This window comes from Paenibacillus sp. EKM10P (assembly GCF_011800655.1).
Classification (GTDB): domain Bacteria; phylum Bacillota; class Bacilli; order Paenibacillales; family Paenibacillaceae; genus Paenibacillus; species Paenibacillus polymyxa.
The window spans coordinates 523,592-541,121 of record NZ_JAALET010000002.1 but is presented as its reverse complement, the minus strand read 5'-3'; the positions used below and the strand labels follow the sequence as shown (position 1 = coordinate 541,121).

Here is a 17,530-nt window from a genome sequence, read left to right as displayed (position 1 = left end):
TGGGTATACGTGAGTGGAGTACGGGAGAAAGTGTCGGCAGATTTTATTAATGAAGCAGAGATAATGGCCGCAGTGGAGCAGGGGAAACAAGAGGCAACAAATCGACAACGCATTTTGGAAATTTTAGAAAAGGGTAGAGCCTGCCGCGGGCTGAATGCAAGTGAAGCGGCGGCTCTTTTGCATGTAGATGATCCTGAATTATTGGAAGAGATGTTCAAATCTTCGCGGGCCGTCAAAGAGCAGATTTATGGCAACCGGATTGTGCTGTTCGCTCCTTTATATGTAAGCAACCACTGCGTTAATAACTGCGAATATTGTGGGTATAAGCATACCAATGATAGCTTTGCGCGTAGCCGCCTGACCCCGGAGGAATTGGTGGAGGAGGTTAGAGTGCTTCAAGAACTGGGACACAAGCGACTTGTATTAGAAGCGGGGGAAGACCCAGTCCATTGTCCCATTGATTATATCGTCGATTGTCTGCGCCAGATCTATGAGGTCAAGGTAGATAACGGCAGCATTCGGCGGATTAATGTGAATATTGCATCTACAACCGAGGAGGACTATCGGAAGCTGGCAGAGGTGGGTATTGGTACGTATATTTTATTTCAGGAAACGTATCATCGGGAGAGCTATCGCAAATTTCATCTGCAGGGACCCAAACGGGATTATGATTGGCACACCACCGCAATGGACCGGGCTATGCGTGCGGGTATAGATGATGTGGGGATCGGTGTGTTGTATGGCTTGTATGATTTCCGGTATGAAACAGTAGCCATGCTGAAACATGCAGAGCACTTGGAAGAAACCTTTGGTTGTGGGCCTCACACGGTCTCGGTTCCACGATTGCGTCCGGCTGAAAATGTAGATCTGGAGCGATATCCGTACCTGGTCAACGACGATGATTTTATGAAAATTGTATCCGTTCTTCGACTGGCTGTCCCTTATGCTGGGATGATCCTGTCTACGCGCGAGGAGCCGGAATATAGAGACCGTGTCATTGGTTTAGGCGTGTCACAGATTAGTGCTGGATCAGCTACAGGCGTAGGCGCCTATGCAAAACAGGAGACGGAAGATAAGCCTCAATTTGAGGTGGGAGACCATCGCTCTCCATCGGAAATTATTAAAAGTTTGTGCCGTGGCGGATATATGCCAAGCTACTGTACAGCTTGCTACCGTGAGGGACGAACCGGAGATCGCTTCATGGAACTTGCCAAATCCGGACAAATTCACAATGTGTGCCAGCCAAATTCGCTGCTGACCTTCCAAGAATATCTACTGGATTATGGGGATGAGGAAGCACGTGAATTGGGAGCTGCTGCTCTGCGTGAAAATCTGGAGCGTATACCACGTGAATCAACGCGCCGTTTGACGCTTGACAGACTTGAACGATTAGAAGCAGGCGAGCGCGATTTGTATTTTTAGCAATTGATAATAATAGCATTTGAAAATAAAAAGCAGTCGCGTTGGAATCAGCGCGGCTGCTTTTGTATGTCTAGAGAAGAGAATATTAATGACGAGATTTTAAGAATAACTTCCTGCTTCAGCGGCCTGCTCCCAGGCCAGCATAGCAGATGGAAAGCATTCAATAGCCCGGGGGAAGACCCCCTGGACATAAGCGATAAACACACCATAGTTCACAATCGGCACGCCGGCCGCTTTCGTTTCAGACATTCGGTGAAGCATTGTACGCCGATTGAGCATACAGGCACCGCAATGAATAACCAATGCATATTCACTCAAATCATCAGGAAAGCTGGAGCCGGATGCATGCTCAATAATGAGGCGTTTACCTATCGTTTGACGGAGCCAACGTGGAATTTTCACTCGACCAATATCGTCAGATTGGCATTGATGAGTACAGGCTTCGGCAATGAGTACACGGTCTCCGTCCTTGAGACGTTCAATGGCTCTTGCACCTCGCACCAGTTCGTCCAGATCGCCTTTGTGACGGGCAAACAGAATGGAGAAAGAGGTAAGGGGTATATTCTTGGGCGTGTCGGCCGCAACTTTCATAAAGACCTGTGAATCGGTAATGACCAGGCTGGGCTTGCGTCCCAGTCGCTCCAGCGTCAAACGTAGCTCATGCTCTTTGGTCACGACAGCGATGGCATCGCTCTCTAGCGTATCACGGATCGTTTGCTGCTGCGGCAGAATCAATCGTCCCTTTGGTGCCGCTTTATCGATGGGAACCACCAGCACGACCAGATCGCCGGGTGACAACAGGTCACCTACGATACGGAAGCGATCTTCGTTTTGGGGGAGTGTATTTGTGATGGCCTTTTTCAGTTCTGCGTCACCCCGGAGCATAGATGCACTGAAAGGAACCAGTGCGAGATTCAATTCGGTCTCCAGCGTTGCAGCCATTGGATCTGATTCAGCAAGGGTATCTATTTTATTCAGTACACCAATGACAGGAATCTTTTTGGTGCGTAGCTTTTCGAGCAGCTCGTACTCGAATGGTCCGACTCCAACAGTGGCGTCGATGACCAGCAGAGCCAAGTCTGTACTATTAAGTATTTCTAGCGTTTTGTTGCGGCGCAGCTCCCCGATCTCACCCTCATCGTCCAGTCCGGCGGTATCCACCAGAACAATGGGACCCGCAGGAAGTAGCTCCATCGGCTTGAAAACGGGGTCCGTAGTCGTTCCTCCTATAGGTGATACCACAGCGGCGGGCTGGCCGGTCAAGGCGTTCAGAATGCTGGATTTGCCTGCATTTCGGCGACCAAGCAGAACGATATGTGGTCGGTTACTTCTTGGGGTATCATTCATTCCCATGGTGAGTTCCTTCTTCCTGCCCCGGAATTCCGGGCTTGGTTACGGTATAGGGATGGCACAATTGGTCAATCCGCGCACGGGTCAGCTGACCGCGATCCTCTGCAATATCCTCTGGTGTGCGACCCTGTGCAATGGCTGCTGATGCAATGGAAGCAGCTTCATCATAGCCAAGCTCAGCGACCAGCGCGGAGGCCATCACAGCTGAGCTGTGCAGATTAGCAGAGCAGCGTTCCTCCTGTACGATCAGACCGCGCACACACCGTTCCTCGAACAGTTGAACGGCATTGGTGAGAATATGCAGCGATTCGAGCAGCGATTCGGCAATCAACGGCAGGAACGCGTTCAGCTCCAGCTGTCCAGAGGCAGCAGCCATCGTGATAGCCGCATCTTCGGCTATCACACGCATCGCTGTCAATCCGGCCATTTCAGCCATTACCGGATTGACCTTACCAGGCATAATGGAGGAACCAGCTTGGACTGGGGGCAGCAGGTATTCACCGATACCACCGAAAGGACCAGAGGCTAGCAGACGAAAATCGCTAGATATTTTGAGCAGATTTACCGCGGCGGATTTAAGTAGACCTGACACCTCGACGAAGACATCCATATTTTGAATTGGGTCCATGGGGTGGTCGCTACGGCATAGCCCTAATCCAGTCTCATCCGCCAGCTTTTCGACCATCCGGTAGCTGTAAGCCCGAGGCGCATTCATACCTGTGCCAATCGCCGTGCCTCCAATAGGGATTTCTCGTAGCCGCTCTTCGGCTTTATAGAGGCGCCAACGGTCACGCCCTATAGCTTTTGCGTAGGCGCCAAAGCCTTGCCCGGCCATCATAGGCAGGGCATCCATTAGCTGTGTGCGGCCTAGCTTGAGCAGGTCGGCATATTCTATTTCTTTTTGCTGTAAAGCATTTTGTAACGAAGACATCGTGTCACACAAAGGGCGCAGCAGGCGTATCGCTGCAATTCGTAGCGCCGTCGGATATACATCATTCGTAGACTGGCAGCAGTTCACATCATCCAGCGGATGTACAAGCTCATATTGTCCTGGCTGCCCCCCTAGCTGTACAATGGCCAAATTAGCAATGACCTCATTTACGTTCATATGGGTACTGGTGCCTGCGCCGCCTTGCATGGCATCCACGGTAAACATATCTTGATGCCGTCCGGCGAGTAATTCATCGCAGGCATTTACAATGGCAGAGACCCGGTGGGCAGACAACCGGGTCTGCTCACCATTCACTTGAGCGGCGGTTTTTTTTACCAACACAAGAGCGTGAATCAGATTTCTGTTCACTGGCCTGCCGCTGACTGCAAAATTGTTCATCGCACGTGCGGTATGAATACCGTACAAGGCATCCATAGGAATTTCCATGTCTCCTAGTGCATCCCGTTCGGTCCGCATAACTTTGACCAGAGGAGAAGACGGAGTCATGTTATAGACCCGTCGCCGGAATGCGTGTCATATGCAGCAGCTGACGTGCACTTGCAGCTCGTTTTTCCTCAACCCGGGCATGAATCAGATCTGGCTCGACCAGCTTGAGGGCTTGAGTTGGACATTTTCCAATACAGGCCGGTCCGCCGTCCACACCTTCGCACAAATCACATTTGCTGGCAATCATGCGTTCTTTAGGTTGCAAACGACCCGACACATTGGTGTACAGTCCGTCTTGCACGACCGGCTGTCCATCTCTGTATTGAGGCACCATGGTAATTGCACCGTAAGGGCAGGCGATCATACAGGTTTTACAGCCAATGCAGCTTTCGCTATTAATAAGAATGCAGCCGTCTGCGTTCGTAATGGAGCCGTTTGGACAGGCATTAGCACATGGAGCATCCTCACAGTGACGACACTGAACAGGTGCAGTGACTCCGAATGATTTGATCACCTGTAGGCGAGGGTGAAAATGAAACTCGTCATCTGGCGAGATAAAAGGGTTCTCCGGCGAATGTGCGATAACACAGGCGATTTCACAGGTGCGACAGCCGATACACTGATCGGGATCAGCTAAAACAAAGCGATTCATACAACTCGACTCCTCTCTAACTAACAGCAAAATATAATTTCTAATGATCATACTTATGTGTTGAGCGTACTAATGAATGGAATAATCGTTATGCCCTTTGACGGGCATATCATTGCTACGGCTCTGCTTGCCGGGTCCACGCTTTTGGAAGGTCGTGTGCAGCAGATGGTGCGATACATGACCTAGCGGCTCACCCAGAAATTCATCGTACAGCTTGATGATAAAAGGATTCTCATGCGATTTGCGCACCTGAGATGCAGCATCATGTCCGTAGATGGACGATTTACGCGCACGATAAGCCTCGATTTTTTGTTTTTCCAACATGAGCTTGGGTTGCCCTCCTCCGCTGATACAGCCGGCTGGACAGCCCATAACCTCAATAAAATGATAATCACATTCACCCGCCTGCACACGATCCAGGAGTTGGTAGGCATGCTGGAGTCCAGCGACGACCGCCACCTTGAGCTGCAGCTCGCCTACCTGTACCTCTGCTACTCGAATGCCTTCCTCGCCACGGACAAAATCCAGCTGGAGCTTGGGCAGCTTCTCATTCGTCAGCAGTTCATAGCCTGTGCGGATGGCAGCTTCCATAACTCCCCCAGTTACCCCAAAAATAGTACCTGCTCCTGAATATTGACCTAGCGGTGCATCAAATTCTTCATCAGGCAGGTTCATAAAATCAATGCCGCGCTGCTTGATCCAGTATGCCAGCTCACGCGTGGTCAGCACCTCATCCACATCACGATAACCGTCGGATTCCATTTCGGGACGATCGCATTCAAATTGTTTACAGGTACATGGCATGATCGCGACACTATAAATATTCGCAGGTTCCACTTCATCCAGCTGTGCACCATAGGTCTTGATCAGCGCTCCTACCATTTGCATTGGCGATTTGCAACTGGATAGATGGTCTAGCAGATCGGGGTATTCAATCTCGGCAAAACGGACCCAAGCTGGACAGCAGGATGTGAACATCGGTAACGGTCCACCCTCGGTTACGCGGCGAATCAGCTCAGTGCCTTCTTCCATGATGGTTACGTCAGCTCCGAAATTCGTATCATATACTCGATCGAAGCCGAGACGACGAAGGGCAGCGGCCATTTTGCCGGGCGTCAGGGTACCAAACGGCATACCAAATTCCTCCGCGAGTGACACGCGAATGGCTGGGGCGCACTGCACGATTCGAAGCTGTCCTGGCTTCTTCATCATGTCAGCTACCTTAATCAGGTTATAGCTATAATAGGCAGCAAATAGCGGTTCGCCGATGTCGGCAGGCATATCGCGTTCACGTATACGTTCCTGTCGTCTGATGGCGGCTGCCTGTGGAGATGAATCTGCCCAATCTGAGGCGTACACGCTGCATATTTGCACACATTGACCGCAAATAACACAGCGGTCTGCGTTCACGGTTTGAGGTTCTCCAGGCAGTCCCTCTATGGCATCTACCGGACAAACACCCGCACAGCGTCTGCATCCAGTGCAGAGCGTTGGGTCAATATGAATGACGGGGTCTGTAGAATCAGACGTCCTCATACAAGGAGGCGAAGAGATCTTGTCTGTTGTTGACATGTTTTTCTACCTTTCTGCGGCTGATTTTGACCTTACAGGCGTGGGAAAAAGACTTCCCGCCGAGGCTCTGGAGGCGAGTCGGATATACCATTGGCCAGCCGTAGCACATGATTTGGACAGGCTTCTACACAAGCAGGCTGTCCGTTCTCTGTTTCCGCGCACAAATCGCATTTGCTTGCCGCAGTGCGGGGAAGCGCGGTTCGATTTGCACGGTGAGTCAGGCCGGACTGCGTGATAACGTGCCCGGCTCGATAGACCGGAGACACCTCGATTGCCCCGAAGGGGCAGGCCAAAACACAGGAGGTGCAGCCGATGCATCGTTCCTCATCAATCATGACTACGCCGTCCTCCTGACGAATGGCCTGCACCGGGCAGGCATGTGCACAGGGGGCATTCTCACAATGCCGGCATTGCACTGGCACGTACGTATCCCCAGCTCGCACCACATACACCTTGGGCACCACAGGCACGCTGACGGTTCCGATCGAAGCGCCTATGCCACTCGCCTGACCGTGAACGGCAAAGCACGCCAGTTCGCAGGCTTTGCAGCCAATACATTGCCCGCCATCCGCAACGACGAAAGAGGAGGCAACAGCACTTGTTCTATTGGCTGAACCCATTCTGCTCGTCGAATGGTTTAACGTGTTTCGTACGCCGCTCATCTTGTCACCTTGTCAGCTAGAACGGCTTCCTGGACGTTCATCTGTCTGCGAATCTTTTGGTACGATTCATGTACATCACGTTCAGCCTGCGCTTGGTCGGCAATCCGTTCCAACCGGATGGCGCAGTATTTCAATTCTGGGGTTTTGGATACCGGATCGAGAAAATCGGCGGTTAACTCGTTACATGCTCCGACCCACCAGTGATAGGTCATGTAGGTCGCACCTTGTTGCACACGGTCGCTAATTTGTGCCCGCGCCATGATGCGTCCCCGACGGGAGGAGATGGCAACAATTTCGCCATCCAGAATATTCAGATCTGCTCCGTCTTCTGGGCTAATCTGAATAAATCCAGGCTCATCAGACAACTGGCGTAATGCACGGCAATTCCCAGTCATCGTACGCACCGAATAATGGCCTACCTCACGGACTGTAGATAAGACAAGCGGGAATTTTGCATCCGGCTGTTCTTGCGGCGGACGCCATTCGCAGGCGAATAATCGTCCTTTACCACTAGGTGTGGAAAATTGATTGCCTTTGTACAAATACGGTGTACCTGGATGATCCTCTGTAGGGCAGGGCCATTGCACGCCGCCTTGTTCCTCCATTTTCTGGTAGCTGGCACCAGCGAATAAAGGACTGAGGCTTCGCATTTCATCCCAAATTTCCTCTGTGTTCGCATAGGACATAGGGTAGCCCATGGCGGTAGCAACCTCACTAATGATGGCCCAGTCAGGCTTTACATCACCTTGCGGCTCGACGGCCTTACGGATACGCTGAAAGCCCCGATCTGCCGAAGAATACACCCCGTCATGCTCGCCCCAAGAGGTAGAAGGGAGGATGACATCCGCATGCAGCGCCGTTTTGTTCATGAAAATATCCTGCACTACGACAAATTCCAATTGTTCTAGCGCTTCACGCAGCTCGGCAGCGTTCGGATCGCTTTGTACAGGGTCTTCGCCGAAAATATAATAAGCCTTCAGCTTGTTCTCTTTCAGAATGAGATGCGGTACTTCTGTAAGTGAATATCCTTTTTTACGCGGTAGCTCAACACCCCATGCTTTTTCAAACTTTTTGCGAACTGCGGTGTCAATGACATCCTGGTAACCAGGATACACATTAGGTAATGCACCCATGTCGCAGGAGCCCTGAACATTGTTTTGTCCACGTACAGGTCCAATACCTACATTTGGCTTGCCCAGATTTCCGGTCAGTAGGGCAAGGGAAGCAAGCCCTTTTACCACATCAACAGCCTGTGAAAATTGACATACACCCATTCCGTACAGAATTGTAGCGGTAGGAGCCTTGGCATATTCCCTCATAGCCGCCCGAATGTCAGCCGCCTTGACACCTGTGATGCCTTCTGCATATTCGGGCGTATATTTTTTAATGCTATCTACGTATTCGGCAAAGCCTTCTGTGTTTGCTTCCACATATCTTTTGTCATAAAGCCCTTCATGCACTAGCACATGACCAAAAGCGTTCACCAAAGCCATGTTCGAGCCGCCTTTTAGAGGCAGCCACATATCTGAAATGCGGCCCGTTTCAGTCATGCGTGGATCACATACAATAATTTTGGCACCTCGTTGCTTGGCTGCTACGATGCGTCTTGCGACGATTGGATGCGTTTCGGGCGCGTTGTATCCAAATACGAATATGAGATCAGAGTGTTCAATTTCAGGAATAGAGTTGGACATAGCCCCGTCCCCGAGCGAGTAAGTCAAACCTGCTACAGAAGGGCCGTGGCATACACGAGCGCAATGATCAATATTGTTGGTGCCAATGACTGCCCGCATGAATTTTTGCATAACATAATTGGCTTCATTTCCCGGACCGCGTGCGGAGCCCGTCCCCATGATAGAGTCAGGACCATACTTTTCCTTAATGGCTGACAGTCGTTCGGCAGTATACTGAATGGCTTCATTCCACTCCACTTCCTCCATGACTCCATTTTTGCGAATCATGGGCTTGCGCAAGCGTGCAGTCAGAATCTGTGGATCATTCAGAAAATCCCACCCATAATGTCCTTTCAAACACAATGTTCCTTCATTTGTACGACCATTAGCCGGCTCTGCGCCAATTACCTGTCCTTTGTCCACTAGCAAATGAAGCTGACAACCGCTTCCGCAGTAGGGACATACTGTTAATACCTTGTCTGCCATGAGTGCAGCACCTCTTTTTATATGAAATAGATGAAACTCGTAACATGAAAAAAAGCCAATACAAAAATGCCGCTTCACGCTGCATCCTGTACTGGCTTATCCGCGAGCGAGGAGATAATCTCCTTCCCGCTAATCCAACCGGGGTATGTGTTGTAGTTCAAGAGTAATGATAATATGTCCGTCTCCATGGACGGAGGGGCAGACCTCCCAAGTGTAAGTGAAGGGACTGCCAAGTGTTTTTTCGGCTTCCCTCATAAACTCCTTTTCCAGATAAGGACGAAGGACGTTCCAGTAATCACTGACCTTTTCCACAGCGCCTTCATGAACGAGAATTTCGGACAGATTAGACAAAGTACCCTGGATCTCTACTGTAACTCGGAGTGGTGAGTTGAGAGAAACCTTAACGTTGTCCGGTCCTTTTCCTCGGTAATGCTTGACAATACATACGGCCAGCTTCCTGATGCGCTCACGGTATTCCAATTCGGTATTCAACATCTGGACACTCCGCTTCGAATCAAAATAAAGGCGTACTTGCCGCACATGCCAGACAGCCTCTGTAGCTAATTTAGAAAAGGAAGTAGACGTCCCAACCAAAATGGTCTGCCCAGCACGGCGTATCACTCTTCTATGGTAGAACAGGTTGACCCGGAAAGATGTGAAATTCATTACACCTAACCAAAATTTTACATAGTTTAGATTGGAGATAGGTGTGCTGGGAATTTAGCGAGCGAGGAAATCTACACACTAGCAAATACATTGACCGAGGAAAAGTATGGATGATATAATCAAAAAAGGAAAAATCATTGGTATTATTGAGCCGTATTTAAATGGGCTTTTCTAAGTGCTAGTTTTGTAAGCGCGTACAATGATTATTTTCCCTACATAACACGGAGGAGGCGATCAATAGATTCATTTTATCCAAATAAGTGTCTTTCTTTTTTTTTTGTTTTTATGCAACCGGTTGCACGATCTACCCACTAAATTTTATCAGGAGGGTGTTAACTTGCTAAGAAAAAAAACAGGGAGTTTTATTTCTTGGTTGATTATATTGTCGCTTTGCTTGAACTTCTTCGGTTTACCTAGTGGTGCTTCGGCCAGTAATACCGATTATTCAGCAACCTATACGAATTCCACAGTGAATGCTCTTCCATTGCCAACCGCATCGGCTACTTCTACCGTTACTGCAACATATGCACCTATGGCAACACCTACAGCAACTCAAAACGGATTAACGGTTCACTTTAAGAAGCCTTCAAACTGGAATTCAACAATTCGAATCCATTACTGGAATTTGAATCCGTCAACCGTTCCGATTAGTGGGGCGTGGCCAGGAATTCTGATGAAGTCGGACGGAAACGACTGGTATAGCTATACCATTGCCGAGGCGACAGGCTCAAGTCTCATTTTTAATGACAGTAGTGGCAAACAGACGGCCGACTTGTCTCGCAGTGTGAAAGAGGGTTGGTATTACACGGATAACGTATGGTATGATGCCAACCCGGAAACTCCAAAAATTCCGGCGGTTTCCATCTCTCCTGTGCCGAAAACATACGATTCGGCTCAAACGGTAACGCTTTCCAGCACCAACAGTAGCGATAAGATTTATTATACGGTAGACGGTTCGACACCTACGACCTCCTCGACCTTGTATACCACTCCAATTCAGGTTGCTTCCTCTTTGACTATCAAGGCCATCGCCGTTAATTCAATCGGTCAAACCGGAAATGCATCCTCTTTCGATTATGTAATTGACCTGAATGCCGATCTGCAAGCTCCGACAATCACAGCGAATTTGCCTGCCGGGCATTCCGGTTCCTCTGTGACTGTATCCTTCAACCTGAAAGATAACAAGGCGGCAACGACCAAGGCATACTACACGGAGGATGGTACGGAACCGACCACAAGCTCAAAAGTCTACATCCTCGGTAACGCATTGGCCGGATTGACCGGACCATCCATCCTTATCTCCAAGACCACGACATTAAAATTTCTTGTTATAGACGGTGCTGGAAATCAAACCAAACAGAGCTTTGTTTATAATATTGGAGACAAAGGTGATTTTCGGGAAGACACTATTTACTTCGTGATTACTTCCCGGTTCTATGACGGTGATCCAAGCAACAATGTGCACGCATGGGATGATGCCAAGGCGCGTAATCCAGATTCAGACCCTGCTTGGAGAGGAGATTTTAAGGGGCTGATTCAGAAACTCGATTATATCAAAGCCCTCGGATTTAGTGCCATCTGGATTACACCTGTTGTGCAGAATGCCAGCGGTTATGATTATCATGGTTACCATGCTATAAATTTTGCCAAAGTAGACCCAAGGTATGAATCGGCGGGAGCTTCTTATCAGGATTTGATCAATGCGGCCCATGCCAAAGGGCTGAAGGTCATTCAGGACATCGTCGTCAATCATACCGGCAATTTTGGTGAAGAGAATCTGTACCCCATGTTTAAGAAAGATCCGGCTAAACCGGATACCGGTAACAACTTGGTGAAAACTACGGATAAGCTGCCGCCAAACTATGATTCCATGACACCCGATCAGCAGTATCAGGCAAGACTCGCTCTAATGAAGAATACGGAAACGAACAATAACATTTACCATACAGAGAAAAGTCTTTCCTGGGAATCCTATACTGTTCAGACTGGTCAGATAGCGGGAGATTGCGTGGATTTGAATACAGAAAACCCTGCAGTTAACAAATATTTAATTGATACTTACAATCACTATATAGACATGGGTGTGGACGCTTTCCGTGTCGATACCGTGAAGCATGTGAGCCGGTATATTTTCAATAAATACTATATTCCTGCCTGGAAGACAAGAGGAGGCTCGGATTTCTATGTTTTTGGAGAAGTAGCCACCCGGTACAGAGATGTTTGGAACAGCGGAATTCCAGCGATCTCAACACCATTCTATACTTGGAAGGCTTCAAAATCGTATCCGGGCGATGGGAAAAATGACTATGCCTCTAATAAAATGTCGGTTGAACAAGAGTGGGCGGATAACTCTACTACAGCAGGACAGCCAACCTCGAACAATGCTTTCTTAATCGGCAATACCTATCATACACCTGACTATTCGAGGAAATCGGGCATGGATGTGATTGATTTCCCGATGCATTGGGCATTCAAGACCGCGCATGAAGCCTTTAATATGAGAAGTGGCGACCAATACTATAATGATGCTACGTGGAATGTAACCTATGTCGACTCGCATGACTATGCGCCTGATCAGGCTCCGGAAAATCAAAGATTTGCGGGCACACAAGATACTTGGGCCGAGAATCTTGACCTGATGTTCACCTTCCGCGGAATACCCGCCATTTTCTATGGCTCCGAAATCGAATTTCAAAAGGGGGCAGTCATTGATCCGGGTCCAAACGCACCGTTAAGCAAAACGGGACGGGCCTATTACGGGGATCACATAGAAGGCAGTGTTATGGTACAAGATTATGGCAAATACACAAACGCTACTGGCACGCTTGCGGAATCACTCAACCATCCTCTGGCGAAACATATCAGACAGCTAAATTTAATTAGAAGAGCTGTTCCTGCCTTGCAAAAAGGCCAGTATTCTACAGAGAATGTAACGGGCAATCTTGCGTTTAAGAGAAGATATACCGACAGCGCCAAAGGCATTGACAGTTTTGCGTTGGTCACGATTTCAGGAAATGCAACATTTTCCGGGATTCCGAACGGAACCTATGTGGATGCAGTGACCGGTGATTCCAAAACCGTTACGGATGGCAAAATCACCTTGACTTGCTCCGGTAAAGGAAATGCAAGGGTATATGTATTGAATGGCAGTGGTGGAATTGGAGAAACGGGAACCTATTTGAAGTAAACTGTCAGCGGAGGTTGACGCTGTACGATATGGAGAAACACTGAATCTCAAGGTTTAACAGAAAACTATAATGATATAAAAATAGAGTCATACCAAAGGTCGAAAGGAAAAATAACCTTCGGCCTTTGGTGTGTTAATCTTCCAAGATACATAGCTCTCGGGGCAAATGTTGGTTAGAAAACTAGAGGGATATATTTTTCTATCCTACCAACTTCACTCCCTGCCTCAATATTTTCTCTAGCACGCTTATAGGTCAAGACTATCACTTCTATAGATATCATATCTTAGACCAATCAGACACGTCGTGGTATATTGTTGACATCCAAGAGAGAGCCGTACAGCTTCTCTCCACTAGGTTCGAAAAACACAGGGGTGAATATTGATGAGTAAAAAGACCATGTTCGAGAAAATTTGGGATAACCATGTCATCTATCAGGAAGCGGGCAAGCCGAGTATTTTGTACATTGATCTTCACCTCGTACATGAGGTAACTTCGCCGCAGGCGTTTGAAGGACTACGTCTTAGCGGGCGCAAGGTGCGTCGTCCAGAGCTCACGTTTGCCACAATGGATCATAATGTACCGACAAAAGATCGTTACAACATTACGGACCCGATTTCCAAGCAGCAGATTGATACATTAACTCAAAATTGCCGCGATTTCGGTGTCACACTATATGATCTGGATACGGTGGATCAAGGTGTCGTTCACGTTATGGGGCCTGAACTGGGTCTGACTCATCCGGGAAAAACGATTGTTTGTGGTGATAGCCATACCTCCACACACGGGGCGTTCGGAGCGCTCGCTTTTGGTATCGGAACCAGTGAGGTAGAGCACGTATTAGCAACGCAATGTCTCCAGCAAGCAAAAGCAAAAACGATGGAAGTTCGTTTCGTAGGGCGTCGCAAACCTGGTGTGACGGCAAAGGACATGATTTTGGGTGTCATCGCCAAATACGGTACAGATTTCGCTACAGGCTATGTTATTGAGTACACAGGTGAGTCCATCCACGAGTTGAGCATGGAAGAGCGCATGACAGTGTGCAACATGTCCATTGAAGGCGGAGCCAGAGCAGGTATGATTGCACCGGACGAAACGACCTTCAACTACTTGCGTGGACGCGAGCATGTGCCGCAAGGAGCTGCTTTTGAGCAAGCAGTTGCTGAATGGAAAGCACTTGTCACCGATGAAGGCGCCGAGTTTGATGTCGTACTGGAGTTTGACGTCGATGCTTTGATACCACAAGTAACCTGGGGCACCAGTCCGGGTATGGGGACAGATATTTCCTCAACCGTACCGACTCCGGCAGAATTGCCGACAGAAAACGAACGTAAAGCAGCTGAAAAAGCGCTTGAATATATGGATTTGAAGCCAGGCACACCGATCACGGATATTGCGATTGACTACGTGTTTATCGGCTCCTGTACCAACGGTCGGATTGAAGATTTGCGCGCTGCGGCCGAGGTAGCTAAAGGCTACAAGGTTTCTGACAAAGTCACGGCAATCGTCGTACCAGGTTCGGGTCGTGTGAAGATTCAGGCTGAAGAAGAAGGACTGGACGTCATTTTTCAAGAAGCAGGATTTGAATGGCGCGAAGCGGGTTGCAGCATGTGTCTTGCGATGAATCCAGATGTGCTTCAACCGGGACAGCGTTGTGCGTCAACTTCTAATCGCAACTTTGAAGGTCGTCAGGGACGCGGAGGACGTACTCACCTTGTATCTCCAGCAATGGCAGCCGCTGCGGCGATTCATGGACATTTTGTCGATGTACGGGATTGGAAATTCAAGCAGGAAGAAGTTGTCCGCTAGGATACGGAGGAGGAATTAACGATGGAAGCTTTCACAACTTTAAAAGGAATTGTAGCGCCTGTGGATCGGGTGAACGTGGATACGGATGCTATTATTCCTAAGCAATTTTTGAAACGAATCGAGCGCACAGGCTTTGGGCAGTTTTTGTTCTACGAGTGGCGGTTTGATGAAGCGGGCAATATTAATCCTGAGTTTGAACCGAACAAGCCTCGTTATGCAGGGGCATCTGTTCTGATCTCTCGCGCCAACTTTGGTTGCGGCTCCTCCCGTGAGCATGCGCCGTGGGCAATCATGGACTATGGGTTCCGTTGTGTAATCGCACCGTCTTTTGCGGATATCTTCTATAATAACTGTTTTAAAAACGGTATTTTGCCGATCAAGCTGTCTGAAGAGCAAGTAGAGGAATTGTTCCAGCGCACGGCGAAGCATGATAATTACCAATTAAACGTAGACCTGAATGAAAAAACGATCACTGACGATTACGGCCTTCGTATTGAATTTGATCTGGATGAACATCGCCGTCAATTCCTGCTGCAAGGCTTGGATGATATTGGCTTGACCCTCCAGCATGAGTCTGAAATTCTGGCTTATGAGCAAAAACGTGCTGCGAAACAAGGCGCATAATGTTCATCTCCAATCCAGCTTCATTATGAAGAAATATAGTTGATTTATTTGATAGACAAACAGCCCGTACTGGCAACTCTTTTGCCTGCGGGCTTTTATCATGTTTAGAAAATAAATTGGTAAATAAGGGGTTGACGGTTCGACTCATCATGGTATTGTAAATGTAAAATGGTTGAAGGACTATGTCTGTAAGTAGCACAAAAAATACATATATAAGTTAGGGGAATGAGGATGAAGAAATATGGTTGGGTGATATTAGCGGCTATTTTGATTTGGTTGTGGCCGTCCTCCCCTCATGTGAATGCGGCTGGAGCAGAATTGTTTTTGGATGGCAAAAGGGTGGAAGCGCCTGCAGATGCCAAGCCTGAAATGGTCAATGGTAAAGTCATGGTACCGCTCAGGGTGGTTGGGGAGCAGCTTGGATATCAGTTTAAGTGGGAACCTCAAGCCTATAAAATTTCAATACAAAAAAACAGTACCGATATGTCTATGTATGTAGGCCGTACATCGGCTGATGTGAACGGAAAAACAGTTAGTTTGGATGCACCACCTGTGCTGCGAGGCAGCTCGACCATGGTTCCATTGCGTTTTGTTGGGGAGCAAATGGGGTTAAAGGTGGATTGGAATAATGAAAATAAATCCGTAAATCTCAGTCAGAAGACTGCAACTCAACAAGCTAATAAACAGGCTCAATCCCAACAACCGTCGCAAACGTCAACACAGAGTCCAAAAAGCACAAATAAAACGTCTACAGCCACAGCGACGACAATAAATCCAGTTGAAGCAGACAAGCATACGGAAGTCGTACCATCAACATCCAAGGAGCAAAATGTAGAACAGACCACTGCAAATGCGGTGCTTGTACAAAACATTTCTTTTGATAGTGAAACGCTAAAGATTTCTCTGAACAAAGATCTAACTCCTAAAGTATCCAAAATGACGGGACCTGACCGTATAGTTGTAGATTTACCGGAGGCTTCACTGTCGGCAGGCCTTCTCCAGTCGTTCCCGGTTCGCAAGGATGGCACGCGGGCGTTGACAATTAGTGACAGTGAGGATGTACAGGAAATCAGATTTGCTCCTGCAGATGGAACAAAAGGAGGAGCACGTATTGTCATTGCTTTGAATCAGACACGTGATTACGATCTTTCGACTAATGGCGTAGGCGATATCACCCTTCAGTTGCGTGAACGTAGTGTAAATCCAGAGATGGTAGCACCAACGAATGTCGAAGGACGGCGAATCGTCGTAATAGATCCAGGACATGGTGGTAAGGACCCTGGAGCAGGCAGCGTGACTGGACGACATGAGAAGGAATTTACATTGGCTGTAGCGTTAAAGGTCCAGCAGCTTGCTCAAAATGATCCTGACATTCAAATTGTATTGACTCGCAATGGAGATACGTATCCTACACTGGATGAGCGCCCACAGCTCGCTAATAATCAACAGGCCAGCGTGTTTGTTTCCATTCATGGTAACAGTATGCCGACCTCCAATAACGGAAAAGCTAATGGGTCTGAAACCTATTATGCACGTCAGGAAAGTTTAAGCCTGGCCACGATCATGCATAAGCATCTTGTAGCAGCAACTGAGTTTAAGGATAATGGCATTAAGGTGGCAAACCATGTGGTGACAAGAAAATCACAAATGCCTGCTGTACTGTTGGAATGTGGCTACCTTAGTAATCCGTCTAATGAAGCGGCCATGTTCACAGAAGAAACACAGCAGAAGATTGCCGAAGGTATTGTCGATGGCCTGAAGGAGTACCTTGGAACAGGCACAGGAATAACTGAAACACTCAACTAAAGAAGGCTTGTGATATAAGCTATTTTTACCTTTTGATGGAAATTCATAAGGGTGAAAAGTAGCTTTTTTCATTTTTCGGACTGTGACTTTTGACGGGAAGCGAATGGTCCATATTTTTAGTCAAAATTCGACAAAAATAGTTCTTTGGCACGTATATTTCTGTTATGATGGAATATATTCGCAACTTTTGGTGTGAGATAACGTCTATAAGGTTGTCTGATATTACATAAGCGCGTATATCAGGT

At 48.2% G+C, this 17,530-nt stretch carries 12 protein-coding genes; 5 read left to right on the top strand and 7 right to left on the bottom strand.

Going from position 1 to position 17,530, the window contains the following annotated elements; translation table 11 throughout:
• Positions 1-9 precede the first annotated feature (9 nt).
• Positions 10-1,422 carry a [FeFe] hydrogenase H-cluster radical SAM maturase HydG gene (gene hydG / locus HFE01_RS07815; RefSeq protein ID WP_016822149.1) on the top strand — a complete coding sequence of 471 codons (1,413 nt, stop codon included), beginning with the start codon at positions 10-12 and terminating at the stop codon, positions 1,420-1,422.
• Positions 1,423-1,521: 99 nt separating this feature from the next.
• On the opposite strand, the gene hydF is transcribed toward hydG, so the two are convergent.
• From hydF to HFE01_RS07780, 7 genes are all read right to left on the bottom strand, one after another.
• Positions 1,522-2,775, bottom strand: a complete 1,254-nt coding sequence (gene hydF, locus HFE01_RS07810; RefSeq protein ID WP_107733452.1) for a [FeFe] hydrogenase H-cluster maturation GTPase HydF — start codon at positions 2,773-2,775, stop codon at positions 1,522-1,524.
• Positions 2,762-4,210, bottom strand: coding sequence for an aspartate ammonia-lyase (locus tag HFE01_RS07805; RefSeq protein WP_107733453.1), 1,449 nt, complete (start codon positions 4,208-4,210; stop codon positions 2,762-2,764). The genes hydF and HFE01_RS07805 overlap by 14 nt, the downstream gene beginning before the upstream one ends.
• 1 nt (position 4,211) lies before the next feature.
• The gene (locus tag HFE01_RS07800) at positions 4,212-4,802 is read right to left on the bottom strand and encodes a 4Fe-4S dicluster domain-containing protein (protein ID WP_167437959.1); all 591 of its coding nucleotides are present in this window, start codon (positions 4,800-4,802) and stop codon (positions 4,212-4,214) included.
• A 69-nt stretch (positions 4,803-4,871) separates the two neighbouring features.
• Complete coding sequence (locus HFE01_RS07795; RefSeq protein WP_167438156.1) at positions 4,872-6,338, bottom strand: [FeFe] hydrogenase, group A; 1,467 nt, start codon at positions 6,336-6,338, stop codon at positions 4,872-4,874.
• Positions 6,339-6,406: 68 nt separating this feature from the next.
• Positions 6,407-6,994 (bottom strand): 4Fe-4S dicluster domain-containing protein, encoded by a 588-nt coding sequence (locus tag HFE01_RS27575; protein WP_256620844.1) that lies wholly within the window; start codon positions 6,992-6,994, stop codon positions 6,407-6,409.
• Between the two features lie 38 nt (positions 6,995-7,032).
• Positions 7,033-9,195, bottom strand: a complete 2,163-nt coding sequence (fdhF, locus tag HFE01_RS07785; RefSeq protein ID WP_016822143.1) for a formate dehydrogenase subunit alpha — start codon at positions 9,193-9,195, stop codon at positions 7,033-7,035.
• A gap of 129 nt (positions 9,196-9,324) precedes the next feature.
• Positions 9,325-9,816, bottom strand: a complete 492-nt coding sequence (locus HFE01_RS07780; protein WP_235209013.1) for a DUF2294 domain-containing protein — start codon at positions 9,814-9,816, stop codon at positions 9,325-9,327.
• Positions 9,817-10,198: 382 nt separating this feature from the next.
• On the opposite strand from HFE01_RS07780, the gene HFE01_RS07775 reads away from it, so the two are divergent.
• From HFE01_RS07775 to HFE01_RS07760, 4 genes are all read left to right on the top strand, one after another.
• Positions 10,199-13,048, top strand: a complete 2,850-nt coding sequence (locus HFE01_RS07775) for an alpha-amylase family glycosyl hydrolase (protein ID WP_167437960.1) — start codon at positions 10,199-10,201, stop codon at positions 13,046-13,048.
• Between the two features lie 382 nt (positions 13,049-13,430).
• Complete coding sequence (gene leuC / locus HFE01_RS07770; protein ID WP_167437961.1) at positions 13,431-14,855, top strand: 3-isopropylmalate dehydratase large subunit; 1,425 nt, start codon at positions 13,431-13,433, stop codon at positions 14,853-14,855.
• A 21-nt stretch (positions 14,856-14,876) separates the two neighbouring features.
• Positions 14,877-15,479 (top strand): 3-isopropylmalate dehydratase small subunit, encoded by a 603-nt coding sequence (gene leuD, locus HFE01_RS07765; protein ID WP_016822140.1) that lies wholly within the window; start codon positions 14,877-14,879, stop codon positions 15,477-15,479.
• Between the two features lie 231 nt (positions 15,480-15,710).
• Complete coding sequence (locus HFE01_RS07760; protein WP_016822139.1) at positions 15,711-17,285, top strand: N-acetylmuramoyl-L-alanine amidase family protein; 1,575 nt, start codon at positions 15,711-15,713, stop codon at positions 17,283-17,285.
• Positions 17,286-17,530: the final 245 nt, after the last annotated feature.